The organism is Pseudomonas sp. MYb60, assembly GCF_002979555.1.
In the GTDB taxonomy this organism is placed as follows: Bacteria; Pseudomonadota; Gammaproteobacteria; order Pseudomonadales; family Pseudomonadaceae; genus Aquipseudomonas.
On the sequence record NZ_PCOZ01000016.1, the window covers coordinates 34,337 to 47,533 of the forward strand.

Here is a 13,197-nt window from a genome sequence, read left to right on the forward strand (position 1 = left end):
ATCATGAAAGTTGCCCTGCAAGACGACCCCGGCGAAGACATCGCCCAAGCCCTGGAAGACGGCTGGCTGCCGATTCGCGAAGTGGCGCGCCAGACCGGCGTGAACGCCGTGACCCTGCGCGCCTGGGAGCGCCGCTATGGCCTGATCGTGCCGCAGCGCACGCCCAAGGGCCATCGGCTGTTCAGCGCCGAGCATGTCCAACGCATCCACACCATCCTCACCTGGCTCAATCGCGGCGTGCCGGTCAGCCAGGTCAAAGGCCTGATCGATTCCGCACTGACCGTCCCCGACGCGGTGGAAAACGAGTGGTACAGCCTGCGCCTGAACCTGGTGCAAGCCATCAGCGAGTTGAACGAACGGCGCGTCGACGACGCCTTCAACCAGGCCATGGCCCTGTACCCGCCGCGCACGCTGTGCGAACAATTGCTGCTGCCCCTGCTGCAAGAACTGGAACAACGCTGGCAGGGCCAATTTGGCGCGCAGATGGAGCGGGTGTTCTTCCTGTCCTGGCTGCGCAGTAAGTTTGGCGCACGCATTTACCACAACAATCGCCAACTGCACGGTGCGCCACTGTTGCTGGTCAACCAGTCCGACCTGCCGCTGGAGCCGCACCTGTGGCTCAGCGCGTGGCTGGCCAGCAGCGCCGACTGCCCGGTGGAAGTGTTCGACTGGCCACTGCCCGCCGGCGAACTGGCCCTGGCGGTGGAGCACCTGCAACCGCGCGCGGTGCTGTTGTACTCCAGCAAGGCCTTGCACTTGTCCGCCTTCGCGAAACTGGTGGGCGGCGTCGATTGCCCAACATTGATCGTCGGACCAACGGTGTGCATCCACCAGGCCGAGTTGGCCGTATTAACCCAAGACATCCCTGAACTGCTCGTCGCCGAAGACCCGTTGGCGGCCCACCAGTTATTGATCCAGCGTGGACTTCTTTAAATGCACCTGATCTGGCTGCGCACCGACTTGCGCGTTCACGACAACACCGCCCTGGCCGCCGCGAGCCAGCGCGGCCCTGTGGCGGCGGTATTCCTGATCACCCCGGAGCAGTGGCTGGCCCACGATGATGCGCCGTGCAAGGTCGATTTCTGGCTGCGCAACTTGAAGGAACTGAGCACCGCGCTGGGCGAGTTGAACATTGCGCTGCTGATCCGCCACGCCGCCACTTGGGACCAGGCGCCGGCCGTACTCGGCAAACTATGCCGCGAGTTGTCGGTGGAATCGGTGCACGTTAACGAGGAATACGGCATCCACGAAAGCCGTCGCGATGCTGCCGTCGCCGACGCGCTCGAGGCCGACGGTGTGACCTTCCACAGCTACCTGGACCAACTGTTTTTCCAGCCAGGCAGCGTGCTGACCAAGACCGGCACTTACTTTCAGGTGTTCAGCCAGTTCCGCAAGGTGTGCTACACGCGCCTGCACAGCTCACTGCCACGCCTGGTCGCCACCCCCAAGGCTCAGGCGACGCTCGCTCTCAACAGTGACCCGATTCCCCAACAGGTCGAAGGCTTCGAAGCGCCGAGCGACAGCCTGCGCGCCCTCTGGCCTGCCGGCGAAGACGAAGCGCGCCGCCGCCTCGACGCATTCGCCGACGAGCAGATCAGCTACTACAAGGATGAGCGCGACTTCCCCGCCAAGCCCGGCACCAGCCAGCTCTCCGCCTACCTCGCTGCCGGTGTGATTTCACCACGTCAGTGCCTGCACGCCGCGCTGCAAACCAACCAGGGTGAGTTCGAAAGCGGCGACACCGGCGCGATCACCTGGATCAACGAATTGCTGTGGCGTGAGTTCTACAAACACATCCTCGTGGGTTACCCCCGGGTCTCGCGCCACCGTGCTTTCCGCCCCGAAACCGAAGCGGTGGCCTGGCGCAATGCCCCCAAGGACCTCGCCGCCTGGCAAGAGGCACGTACCGGCCTGCCGATCATCGACGCCGCCATGCGCCAGTTGCTGGAAACCGGCTGGATGCACAATCGCCTGCGCATGGTGGTAGCGATGTTCCTGACCAAGAACCTGCTGATCGACTGGCGCGAAGGCGAGCGGTTCTTCATGCGCCACCTGATCGACGGCGACCTGGCTGCCAACAACGGCGGCTGGCAGTGGAGTTCATCCACTGGCACCGACTCGGCGCCGTACTTCCGGATTTTCAGCCCCTTGAGCCAGTCGGAGAAATTCGACGGTGAAGGCGTGTTCATCAAGCGCTGGCTGCCGGAGCTGGCCGCACTGAACAAAAAGGACGTGCACAACCCTGAAGCCGCCGGCGGGCTGTTCGGCGTGGCGGATTACCCGCGCGCCATCGTCGACCTGAAAAAATCCCGGGAACGCGCCTTGGCTGCATTCCGCAGCCTGCCTTCGCGGGAAGCGGCGGGAGGCGTGCATGAGTGATTTCCTGCGGCGCTTCTCCCAGTCGTTCGCCGCGCTGGACAAGCACAACCTGCACCTGCTCGACAGCCTGTACAGCCAGGACATCGCGTTCACCGACCCGCTGCATGACGTTCATGGCCTGAGCGAAGTGCACCGCTACTTCGCCGAGCTGTACAGCAATGTGAGCGCGTTGAACTTCGATTTCCACGGCGTTGACGACGTGGCAGAAGGCGAAGGCTACCTGCGCTGGACCATGCGCTTCTGCCACCCGCGCCTGGCCAACGGCAAGGAGATCCGCGTAGAGGGCTGTTCACACCTGATGTGGCGTGACGACAAGGTGTATCGCCATCGCGACTACTTCGACGCCGGCGCCCTGCTCTACGAACACCTGCCCGTACTGGGCAGCGCAGTCAAATGGCTGAAAAGGAGAATGGGATGAGCCGTACATTGCCCCGCCGCTACTGGCTGACCGGCGCCAGCAGTGGCATCGGAGCCGCGCTGGCCATCGAGCTGCTCGACAGCGGCGCCCACGTGGCGCTCAGTTCGCGCTCGACAGAACCCCTGGACGACTTCGCCCGGCGTTATCCCGGGCAAGTGCTGGTGGTCCCTGGGGATCTGACCGACAGCCAGACCGTGCGCGAAATCGGCGAACGGATTGCCGCAGCCTGGGGCGCGGTGGACACGGTGATCCTCAACGCCGGCACCTGCGAGTATGTGGACGCCAAGCAATTCGACGCGTCGATCATCGAGCATGTGGTGCGCACCAACCTGCTCGCCAGCAGCTACTGCATCGAGGCCGCACTGCCGCTGTTGCGCGCCGGCAATACGCCGCACCTGGTGGGCGTGGCCAGCGCGGTGACCTACCTGCCGATGCCACGCGCCGAAGCCTACGGCGCGTCCAAGGCCGGCTTGCGCTACCTGTTCGAAGCGCTGCGCATCAGCCTCTCACCGGAAAACATCGACGTGACCGTGATCAGCCCGGGCTTTGTCGACACCCCCCTGACCGAGCGCAATGACTTCCCGATGCCCCTGAGCTGGCCCGCTGACAAAGCTGCGCGGCATATCTTCGCCAAGCTGGAAAAACGCCCGCTGGAAATCGCCTTTCCCGCGCTGTTCATCGCCACCCTGTGGCCACTGTCGAAACTGCCCAGCCGCGCGCAGCTGATCATTGGCAAGCGCATGCTGCGCAGCCCGCCACCGAAGAAGGACGACCTGTGAAGATCGCCATTATCGGCAGCGGCATTGCCGGATTGACCAGCGCCTACCTGCTCAGCCGGCGCCATGACATCACCCTGTTCGAAGCCGGCGACCGCATCGGTGGGCATACCCACACGGTCAACGTCAGTGTCGAGGGTGAAAGCTACGCGGTGGACACCGGTTTCATCGTGTTCAACGACTGGACCTACCCCAACTTCATCCGCCTGCTGGGGCAGATCGGGGTGACGTTCAAACCCACCGAGATGAGCTTTTCGGTGTGCGACGAGAGCACCGGCCTTGAGTACAACGGCAATAACCTCAACAGCCTGTTTGCCCAGCGCCGCAACATTCTGTCGCCGGGATTCTGGGGCATGCTGCGCGATATCCTGCGCTTCAACCGCCAGGCACCGCTGGACTTGCAGGAGCAACGCATCAGTGTTGAGATGACCCTGGGCGATTACCTCGAGGCGGGCGGCTACGGTGAGCGGTTTATCCGGCACTACATCGTGCCGATGGGCGCGGCGATCTGGTCGATGTCCCTGGCGGACATGCTGGGTTTTCCACTGCAGTTTTTTGTGCGGTTTTTCAAGAACCACGGGTTGCTGTCGGTGAGCAATCGCCCGCAATGGTGCGTGATCGAGGGTGGCTCCAGCCGCTACATCGAGCCACTGACCCGCAGCTTTCGTGAGCACATTCGCCTTGATTGCCCTGTGGATAAAGTCGAACGCAGCGATGACGGCGTGGTTATCCACAGCCCAGCCGGTCGCGAGATCTTCGACCGTGTGGTGTTCGCGTGCCACAGCGACCAGGCGCTGGCGTTGCTCGCCGACCCCAGCCAGGCCGAACGCGAGGTCCTCGGCGCCCTGCCCTACGCCAACAACGACGTGGTGCTGCACACCGACACCCGCCTGCTGCCCGACCGCAAGCTGGCCTGGGCCAGCTGGAATTATCGACTGAGCGGCAACGGCCAGGCCCAGGCGGCGGTCACTTATGACATGAACATCCTGCAAGGCATCGACAGCGCCACCACGTTTTGCGTCAGCCTCAACCAGACATCGAAGATCAACCCACTGAAGGTGCTCGCCCGCTACACCTACGCCCACCCGCAATACAGCCTGGCAGCGGTGGCCGCCCAGGCGCGCTGGGACGATATCAGCGGCGTGCGCAATACCTTCTACTGCGGCGCCTACTGGGCCAACGGCTTTCACGAGGACGGTGTTGTCAGCGCCCTGCGAGTGGCCCAGGCGTTCGGGGAAACCCTATGAACAGCGCCTTGTACAGCGGCTGGATTGCCCATCGCCGTTTTGCACCCAAGGCTCACGCCTTCCGCTACCGCATCGGCCTGCTGTACCTGGACTTGAGCGAAGAACACGACGTGCTGGGGTTGTCGCCCCTGGCCGGGCGCAGCCGTTTCGCGCCTTTTGGTTTTCGCCAGCAGGATTACCTGCGTGAATTCACGCGTACCGGCATGAGCTTGAGCGATGCCGTGCGCCAGGAAGTCGGCAAGGCACTGGGGCGTACACCCCAGGGCGTTATCTGCCTACTGACCCAGGCCCGCAGTTGGGGCCTGGCTTTTAATCCGGTGAGTTTCTTCTACTGTTTCGAGGCTGACGGACAACTGGCCGCGATCCTGTGTGAAGTGACCAACACCCCATGGCGCGAGCGCTATCACTACGTGCTGCCCGCCCAGGACCTGGGCGCGGAGGAGCACCAGCACTTTGCCGTGGCCAAGGCGTTCCACGTGTCGCCGTTTCTGCCTCGCGACCTGGAATACCGCATGAGTTTCAGCCCACCGGCCGCCAGGCTCGGCGTGCACATGGCCGACTGGCAGGGCGACGCCAAAGTGTTCGACGCCACCCTGAACCTTGAACGGGAGGCGCTCAACCGCGCCAGCCTGCACCGCTACCTGCGACGCTTCCCGTGGATGACCGCCAAGACCTGCCTGGCCATTTATTGGCAGGCGCTGCGCCTATTGATTAAACGCACACCGATTTTTTCCCACCGGGCCGCCGATGGGGCCTCTCGTACAGCCGTCGGTTACACCAAGGATCGCCGCCATGAAATCCCCTAGCTTATCGGTCAAAGCCAGCCGCCTGAACGTCAACGGCATGACCAGTGCTCTGTTGCGCAAGGCCGTGCTGCGTCAATTCAGTCAATTGCGTCATGGTCAGTTGGTGCTGATCGAGGACGGCGAGCGCCGGGTGTTTGGCGCGCGCGAAGCGCAGCTACTGGGGGAAATCCACATCCTCGATGGGGCGGTGTGGGGCCTGGTGGCGGCCAACGGTTCCATCGGTGCCGGCGAGGCGTTTATCCATGGCTACTGGAGCAGCCCCGACCTGACGGCGGTGGTGCGCGTGATGGTCAGCAACCTCGATGTGCTTGACGCCATGGAGGGCGGCCTCGCCCGTCTGGCGCGGCCGGTCACCCAAGGCCTGCACTGGCTCAACCGCAATACGCGCAAGGGCTCGCAGAAAAACATTGCCGCCCACTACGACCTGGGCAACGACCTGTTCGAAGAATTCCTCGACCCGACCATGATGTATTCGGCGGCGCAGTTCATGAGCCCCGACGACACCCTGGAACAGGCGCAACTGAACAAACTGGAGCGGATCTGCCAGAAACTGGCGCTCAAGCCGAGCGACCACCTCCTGGAAATCGGCACCGGCTGGGGCAGCATGGCGCTGTACGCGGCGCAGCATTACGGTTGCACCGTCACCACCACGACGCTCTCCAAAGAGCAGTTTGCCTACACCGAAAAACGCATCGCCGCACTGGGCCTTGGCGATCGGGTGACGCTGCTGTTGCAGGACTACCGCGACCTCAGCGGCCAGTACGACAAATTGGTGTCCATCGAGATGATCGAAGCCGTGGGTCATCGTTTCCTGCCGACTTACTTCAAGCAGTGCGCGCACCTGCTCAAGAGCGATGGGCTGATGCTGCTGCAAGCCATCACCATTCGTGACCAGCGCTACGAGCAGGCCAAGACCAACGTCGACTTCATCCAGCGCTACATCTTCCCCGGCGGCGCCCTGCCCTGCATGCAGAAGATGCTCGAGATCGTCAGCCGCGACACCGACATGAACCTGCTGCACATGGAAGACTTTGGCCTGCATTACGCGAAGACCCTGCGTCTGTGGCACGAGAATTTTCGCCGCGCCCACAGTCGTCTCACGGAACTGGGCTACGACCAATATTTCCTGCGGCTCTGGGAGTTTTACCTGTGTTACTGCGAGGGCGGCTTCATGGAGCGCACCATCGGCACCGCGCAGTTGCTGTTGGCCAAGCCGTCGGCCATCACCGAGCCGTTGCTAGGCCGCTTCAATGCTTAAGACACTGGCCAATGCCCTGCTCTTCCAGTGCGGCTGGTTCGCCTGCGTACTGGGAGGCGATGGGCGTTGGCTGCTGGTGGGCGTGGCGGTGCTGGCGATCCACTTTGTGTGGATCAGTAGCTGGTCCCGGGAAGGCCAGACGATTATCGCCGTCACCTTGCTGGGCACGGTGATCGATACGTCGCTGCGGGCCTTTGGTGTGTTCCATTTCAGTCTGCCAGGGCCGCTGATCCCGTATTGGCTGATGCTGCTGTGGGCGGTGCTGGCCACCACATTACGCCACTGCCTGGCGTGGAGCGCCCAACCCTGGTGGCGCGCGAGCCTGCTGGGCGCGGTGGGCGGGCCCTTGTCGTATTACGCCGGTAGCCAGTTGGCCGGGGTGACGTTCGGCTACGGCCTGACGCCCACCATGATCGGCCTGGGCCTGCTGTGGGCCCTGGTGTTTCCGTTATTGCACTGGATCGCCGCCCAGTTAAGCCATTGACGTCCGTCAGAGCATTCATACGCCCAGCACCGGCTTGCCTTACACTGCACGCCTATGACCAACATTCCCCACACCCAAATCGCCGAACCCGCGGTCACCTGTTCGACCTGCGCGGCCTGCTGCTGTCAGCTGGAAGTGATGCTGATCACCGACACCGGCGTGCCGGAGCGCTATATCGATACCGACGAATGGGGCGGCGAAGTGATGCTGCGCCTGGATGACGGCTGGTGCGCGGCGCTGGACCGGGACACCATGATGTGCACGATCTACGAGCGTCGCCCGCTGATCTGCCGCGAGTTCGAAATGGGCGCGCCGGAGTGCCTGGAAGAGCGGCAAGGGATTGCGACTGCTTACCGCTGATAGTCAGGTGAGTGGCGTTCTAACAGTGGGAGCGAGCAAACCCGCTCCCACAGGGGGCTTCGGCGTTACAACGGCAGGGTGTAGTGCAGCGAGTAGCTTTCCACACCGTCGTTGTTGCTGCTCAGCCCCGCGTTGGAATAGTGCGTGGCGCGAATGCCCACTTCATGCCCGCCGGTAAAGCGCAGGCCAAACCCCAGACGGTCTTCGAACTGGAAGGCCTGGCCGATGTTGTTGCTTTCCACTTTGGTGCGTGAGAACACCGCTACGCCGATCCCGGCCTCGATATACGGCTTGACCCTCTCCCCGGCAAACTCATACACAAACACCGGCGAAAACGACAGGCTGCTCACGCTGGAACGCGTGTCACCGTCCCAATAGGTGTAGGCGCCGCTCCAATAACCGGTCAATCGCCCGGTTTCGCTCTGCCACCAGCTTTTGTCCCAATCCGATGTCAGCCCCAGCCGAAAGGTCATGTCTGAATCACTGGTGCTCCCCACCCCCATTTCCAGGCCGGCAGCCTGGGTTGAAACGGAGTGCCCTACCACGAAGGCCGCAATCGCAGCCAAACAGAACAAACGCTTCATAAGAAACATCCCTTCCAACAAAGTTATAGGTTTATAGACAGGCTATCTCGCTATAGAAGCTGGCGCGTAGTCAGAAGTTCCAGCTTATAACGCCGGTATTTCACGAATTTTTCACGCACCCAAGCTTTGCACAACGCCCGGATATTTCCAGAGTGTCGGTAGGATATTTCGTAGGTGATACAGATCGCCGCTGGTCCAGAACTGCGCCAGCTGCGGATTGCCGCTTGCCAGCAGGTCGCGCTCGCCCAGCAAGCGCTTGAGCTGGCGCGCCACGGCGGCGCCGGTGTCGATGAGGATGATGCTGGGCGCAAGCATCTCTGCCAACAGGGGCTTGAGGAAGGGATAGTGGGTGCAGCCGAGGATGATGGTGTCGCAACCAGCACTCACCAGCGGCTCGACATAGCCTTGCAGCAAGTGGCGCAAGGCCGGGCTGGTGAGGTCACCGGTTTCGATCAACTCCACCAGCCCAGGGCAAGGCTGGGTAATCACCCGGACGTCCGTGGCGAAGCGGTCGAGCAAGGCGGCGAACTTGGCGCTTTGCAAGGTACCGGTGGTGGCCAGCACACCAACCACGCCGCTGCGCGTGGCGGCAGCCGCCGGTTTGACGGCAGGCTCCATGCCCACCAGCGGCCAGTCGGGATAATCCTGGCGCAGCTCGGCGACCGCCGCGACGGTCGCGGTATTGCAGGCAATCACGAACGCCTTGGCGCCTTTCTCGCGGAAAAACTCCGCCACCCGGCGCGAACGTTCGCGAATGAATGCAGGGGTTTTCTCGCCATAGGGAATGTGCCCGCAATCGGCCACGTACAGCAGTGATTCGTTGGGCAGCAGTTGCTTGATTTCATCCAGCACCGACAAGCCGCCGACGCCGGAATCGAACACACCGATGGGCGCGTCCTTAACCATGCCGGGGCCCACACACACCGCACCCTGGGTCACGCTTGACGCGCAGTTCGCGGAAGCGGGTGGTCAAGGCATCCACCAGCAACAAGCGGCCCACCAGGGGTTCGCCGAAACCGGCCAGCAGCTTCAAGGCTTCCAGCGCTTGCAGGCTACCGATCAGACCCACCAGCGGGCCGACCACGCCGGCTTCGCTGCAGGTCAGTTCGGTGTCGCTGCCGTGCCCGTACAGACAGTGGTAACAAGGGCTTTCGGCACGACGCGGGTCGAATACCGACAATTGCCCTTCCAGGCGAATCGCCGCACCGCTGATCAACGGCGTGGCGGCGGCGACACAGGCGGCGTTGACCGCTTCGCGGGTGGAAAAGTTGTCGCTGCAATCGAGTACCACGTCCACCGCGGCTACCGCGGCGGCGAGCGAATCGGCATCCAGCGCAGTGCGATGGGCGATCAGCGTGACCTCGGGGTTGATACTGCCCAGGCGGCGCAGGGCCGAATCGACCTTGGTCTGCCCGACGCTGTCGGTGTCGTGGATGATCTGGCGTTGCAGGTTGGTCAGGTCGACGGTATCGAAGTCCGCCAGGTGCAACTCGCCGACGCCGGCGGCGGCCAGGTACAGCGCAACCGGCGCACCCAGGCCGCCCAGACCGACGATCAAGGCGCGGCTGTGTTTGAGGCGCAATTGGCCGTCGATGTCGACATGCTGCAACAGAATCTGGCGGCTATAGCGCAACAGCTCCTGATCGGTCAGCACGGGCGACGTCCCACTGTAATGCGTTCGTGGCCGCCGAGGTCGACACGGCTGTGGACCTCTTCGAACCCCTGGCTCAGCAACAGGTCACGCACGGCCGCGGCCTGGTCGTAACCGTGTTCGAGCAGCAACCAGCCGCCGGCATTCAGGTGCACGGGCGCCTCGGCAGTGATGTGGCGCAAATCGTCCAGCCCATCGTGACCCGCCACCAGCGCGCTGGCCGGTTCGAAACGCACGTCGCCTTCGACCAGATGGGGATCGTTGCTGGCGATGTAGGGCGGGTTGCTGATGATCAGGTCATAGGTGTGACCGGCAAGGGCGCTGAACCAGTGACTGTTCAACACCGTGGCGTTATTGAGGTGCAGGCGCTGGCGATTGCGCTCGGCCAGGGCCACTGCCTCCAGCACACGGTCGACGGCGGTGACCCGCCAGGCCGGACGTTCGCTGGCGAGGGCCAGGGCGATGGCGCCGCTGCCCGTGCCCAGGTCCAGCACCGTGGTCGGCGTGGCCGGCAATAATTCCAGCGCGGCCTCCACCAGCAGCTCGGTGTCCGGGCGCGGAATCAGCGTGTGGGGCGCGACTTCCAGGTCGAGTTTCCAGAAGCCCTGCTGGCCGAGAATGTAGGCCACCGGCTCGCCGCCACGACGGCGTTGCAGGTACTTGGCAAAGGTCAGCGCGTCTTCGCTGCTGACGATTTTCTCGGGCCAGGTGTGCAGGTAGCTGCGGGACTTGCCCAGGGCAGCGGCCAGCAGCAATTCGGCGTCCAGCCGCGCAGTGGGCGAGTCGGGCAGGTCGGCGGCGCGCAACAGGCTGGCGATGATGGTCATTTATTCACCTATCGCTGCCAGTTGGTCGGCCTGGTACTCGGCCAGCAAAGGCTCGATCACCGCGTCGACGCCACCGGCGAGGATTTCGTCCAGGGAATACAGGGTAAGGTTGACCCGATGGTCGGTGACCCGGCCCTGGGCAAAGTTGTAGGTACGGATACGCTCGGAACGGTCGCCCGAACCCACCAGCAACTTGCGCTCGCTGGCAATCGCGTTGGCGGCGGCGCTGGTCTGCTGGTCGTTGAGCTTGGCTGACAGCCAGGCCATCGCCCGCGCACGGTTCTTGTGCTGGGAACGCTCTTCCTGGCACTCCACCACAATGCCGGTGGGCAAGTGAGTGATGCGGATTGCGGAGTCGGTCTTGTTGACGTGCTGGCCGCCAGCACCCGACGAGCGGTAGGTGTCCACCCGCAAGTCCGCCGGGTTGATCTCGATGGCTTCCTGTTCGTCCGGCTCGGGCAACACCGCCACGGTGCACGCTGACGTATGGATACGGCCTTGGGACTCGGTAGCCGGAACACGCTGGACTCGATGGGCGCCAGACTCGAACTTGAGCTTGCCGTAGACGTTGTCACCCTCGACCCGCGCGATGACTTCTTTATAGCCGCCGTGCTCGCCCTCGTTCTCGGACAGGATTTCCACACGCCAGCCGCGACGCTCGGCGTAGCGCGAATACATGCGGAACAGGTCGCCGGAGAAGATCGCCGCTTCGTCACCGCCAGTGCCGGCGCGGATTTCGAGAAACACGTTGCGCCCGTCATTCGGGTCCTTGGGCAGCAACATGCGTTGCAGGTCGCCTTCGAGCTCGGCGAGTTTTTCCTTGGCTTCGCGGACCTCTTCCACGGCCATTTCACGCATGTCCGGATCGCTGTCCTTGAGCAGCGCCTGGGCGCCTTCCAGGTCGGCCTGCACCTTCAGCAGGTTTTTATAAGTGGCCACCACCGGCTCAACTTCGGCGTATTCCTTGGAATACGCGCGGAATTTGGTCTGATCGGCAATGACTTCGCCGTCGCCGAGCAAGGCGGTCAGTTCTTCGAAACGGTCCTGGAGCACGTCCAGTTTATTGAGCAGTGACGCTTTCATTGCGATTTTTTATCCGAAGAGCTATCTGACGCGCCCTCACCGAGGGCAAAGAGTTCCTGGGCCATGGCCAGCGCATCGAGGCGGCCTTCGGCAGTCAATTTTTTAAGCTGTACGCTGGGCGCGTGGAGCAGCTTGTTGGTCAGGCCGCGGGCCAATTGCATCAGCACATCGTCGGCGCTGCCGCCGTTGGCCAGCAGCCGCTGGGCCTTGAGCAGCTCCTCGTCGCGCAGGCGCTCGCCTTGCTGACGATACGCCTTGAGCACGTCCACCGCCGCCAGTTCCCGCAGGCGCACCATGAAATCTTCGGCGCCGGTGCTGACCATTTCCTCGGCCGCCTGGGCAGCGCCTTGGCGACTCTTGAGGTTTTCGGCGACCACTTCGTGCAGGTCGTCGACACTATAGAGGTAAACGTCGTCCAACTCGCCGACTTCAGGCTCGATATCCCGTGGTACGGCGATATCCACCATGAAGATGGGTTTGTGCTTGCGCAGCTTCAACGCGCTCTCGACAGCGCCCTTGCCCAGGATCGGCAATTGGCTGGCGGTGGAGCTGATGACGATATCGCTGCGCACCAGTTCGGCCGGGATATCGGCCAGCAACACGGCGTGGGCGCCGAACTGCTCGGCCAGAATGCTGGCGCGTTCCAGGGTGCGGTTGGCGACCACGATACGCTTGACCCCCAGGTCGTGCAGATGGCGGGCGACCAGTGTGATGGTCTCGCCGGCACCGATCAGCAGGGCCTGGCTGCGTTGCAAGTCGCTGAAAATCTGTTTGGCCAGGCTGACCGCGGCAAACGCGACGGACACCGGGTTTTCCCCGATGGCGGTGTCGGTGCGCACCTGCTTGGCGGAGTTGAACGTGGCCTGGAATAGCCGGCCCAGCAACGGGCCGACGGTACCGGCCTCACGCGCCACGGCGTAAGCGGATTTCATCTGGCCGAGAATCTGGGGTTCGCCCAACACCAACGAGTCGAGACCGGCGGCCACCCGCATCATGTGACGAACTGCCGCATCCTCTTCGTGCACATAAGCGCTCGCGCGCAGGTCGTCGAGGCTCAAATGGTGGTAATCGGCCAGCCAGCGCAGGACGACATCCGCTGACAGATGCTCCTGCTCTATATAGAGCTCGCTGCGATTGCAGGTCGAAAGGATCGCAGCTTCGCGACTGTCGGTAAGCCGGCAGAGCTGCTGCAAGGCCTCAACCAACTGCTCCGGCGTGAACGCCACGCGCTCGCGTACGTCTACGGAGGCAGTCTTGTGGTTAATACCGAGTGCGAGGAAGGCCATTCAATATCGCTGATGATGTCGGGAAGCCGACAATTGTC

15 protein-coding genes are annotated in these 13,197 nt (G+C 63.1%); 9 read left to right on the forward strand and 6 right to left on the reverse strand.

Annotated features, from left to right (window positions below):
- The first annotated feature begins 3 nt into the window (after positions 1-3).
- The 9 genes from CQ041_RS21425 to CQ041_RS21465 are packed head-to-tail and all read left to right on the forward strand — an operon-like array spanning position 4 to position 7,728.
- Positions 4-933 (forward strand): MerR family transcriptional regulator, encoded by a 930-nt coding sequence (locus CQ041_RS21425; RefSeq protein ID WP_105524320.1) that lies wholly within the window; start codon positions 4-6, stop codon positions 931-933.
- Positions 934-2,379 (forward strand): deoxyribodipyrimidine photo-lyase, encoded by a 1,446-nt coding sequence (phrB, locus tag CQ041_RS21430; RefSeq protein WP_105524321.1) that lies wholly within the window; start codon positions 934-936, stop codon positions 2,377-2,379.
- Complete coding sequence (locus tag CQ041_RS21435; RefSeq protein WP_105524322.1) at positions 2,372-2,797, forward strand: nuclear transport factor 2 family protein; 426 nt, start codon at positions 2,372-2,374, stop codon at positions 2,795-2,797. Before phrB ends, CQ041_RS21435 begins: the two co-directional genes overlap by 8 nt.
- A complete protein-coding gene (locus tag CQ041_RS21440; protein WP_105524323.1) occupies positions 2,794-3,576 on the forward strand; it encodes an SDR family oxidoreductase in 783 nt (260 codons plus the stop codon). Before CQ041_RS21435 ends, CQ041_RS21440 begins: the two co-directional genes overlap by 4 nt.
- Positions 3,573-4,820, forward strand: a complete 1,248-nt coding sequence (locus tag CQ041_RS21445) for an NAD(P)/FAD-dependent oxidoreductase (RefSeq protein WP_105524324.1) — start codon at positions 3,573-3,575, stop codon at positions 4,818-4,820. The genes CQ041_RS21440 and CQ041_RS21445 overlap by 4 nt, the downstream gene beginning before the upstream one ends.
- Positions 4,817-5,626 carry a DUF1365 domain-containing protein gene (locus CQ041_RS21450; protein ID WP_105524325.1) on the forward strand — a complete coding sequence of 270 codons (810 nt, stop codon included), beginning with the start codon at positions 4,817-4,819 and terminating at the stop codon, positions 5,624-5,626. Before CQ041_RS21445 ends, CQ041_RS21450 begins: the two co-directional genes overlap by 4 nt.
- Complete coding sequence (locus CQ041_RS21455) at positions 5,613-6,884, forward strand: cyclopropane-fatty-acyl-phospholipid synthase family protein (RefSeq protein WP_105524326.1); 1,272 nt, start codon at positions 5,613-5,615, stop codon at positions 6,882-6,884. Before CQ041_RS21450 ends, CQ041_RS21455 begins: the two co-directional genes overlap by 14 nt.
- Positions 6,877-7,368: a DUF2878 domain-containing protein gene (locus tag CQ041_RS21460; RefSeq protein ID WP_105524327.1), complete on the forward strand. Its 492-nt coding sequence runs from the start codon at positions 6,877-6,879 to the stop codon at positions 7,366-7,368. The genes CQ041_RS21455 and CQ041_RS21460 overlap by 8 nt, the downstream gene beginning before the upstream one ends.
- A 54-nt stretch (positions 7,369-7,422) precedes the next feature.
- Positions 7,423-7,728, forward strand: coding sequence for a YkgJ family cysteine cluster protein (locus CQ041_RS21465; RefSeq protein ID WP_105524328.1), 306 nt, complete (start codon positions 7,423-7,425; stop codon positions 7,726-7,728).
- Positions 7,729-7,793: 65 nt separating this feature from the next.
- Here CQ041_RS21465 and CQ041_RS21470 read toward each other — a convergent pair whose 3' ends face one another.
- The 6 genes from CQ041_RS21470 to hemA form a co-directional block, all read right to left on the reverse strand.
- The gene (locus CQ041_RS21470; protein WP_105524329.1) at positions 7,794-8,312 is read right to left on the reverse strand and encodes an acyloxyacyl hydrolase; all 519 of its coding nucleotides are present in this window, start codon (positions 8,310-8,312) and stop codon (positions 7,794-7,796) included.
- Between the two features lie 111 nt (positions 8,313-8,423).
- Entirely contained in the window at positions 8,424-9,218 is a 795-nt protein-coding gene (gene murI, locus CQ041_RS21475) for a glutamate racemase (protein WP_105524380.1), read from the reverse strand.
- The gene (locus CQ041_RS21480) at positions 9,211-9,966 is read right to left on the reverse strand and encodes a molybdopterin-synthase adenylyltransferase MoeB (RefSeq protein WP_105524330.1); all 756 of its coding nucleotides are present in this window, start codon (positions 9,964-9,966) and stop codon (positions 9,211-9,213) included. Before CQ041_RS21480 ends, murI begins: the two co-directional genes overlap by 8 nt.
- On the reverse strand, positions 9,960-10,790 hold the full coding sequence (gene prmC / locus CQ041_RS21485) for a peptide chain release factor N(5)-glutamine methyltransferase (RefSeq protein ID WP_105524331.1): 831 nt from the start codon (positions 10,788-10,790) through the stop codon (positions 9,960-9,962). The genes CQ041_RS21480 and prmC overlap by 7 nt, the downstream gene beginning before the upstream one ends.
- On the reverse strand, positions 10,791-11,873 hold the full coding sequence (gene prfA, locus CQ041_RS21490; RefSeq protein WP_105524332.1) for a peptide chain release factor 1: 1,083 nt from the start codon (positions 11,871-11,873) through the stop codon (positions 10,791-10,793).
- A complete protein-coding gene (hemA, locus tag CQ041_RS21495; RefSeq protein ID WP_105524333.1) occupies positions 11,870-13,159 on the reverse strand; it encodes a glutamyl-tRNA reductase in 1,290 nt (429 codons plus the stop codon). Before hemA ends, prfA begins: the two co-directional genes overlap by 4 nt.
- Between the last annotated feature and the right edge of the window lie 38 nt (positions 13,160-13,197).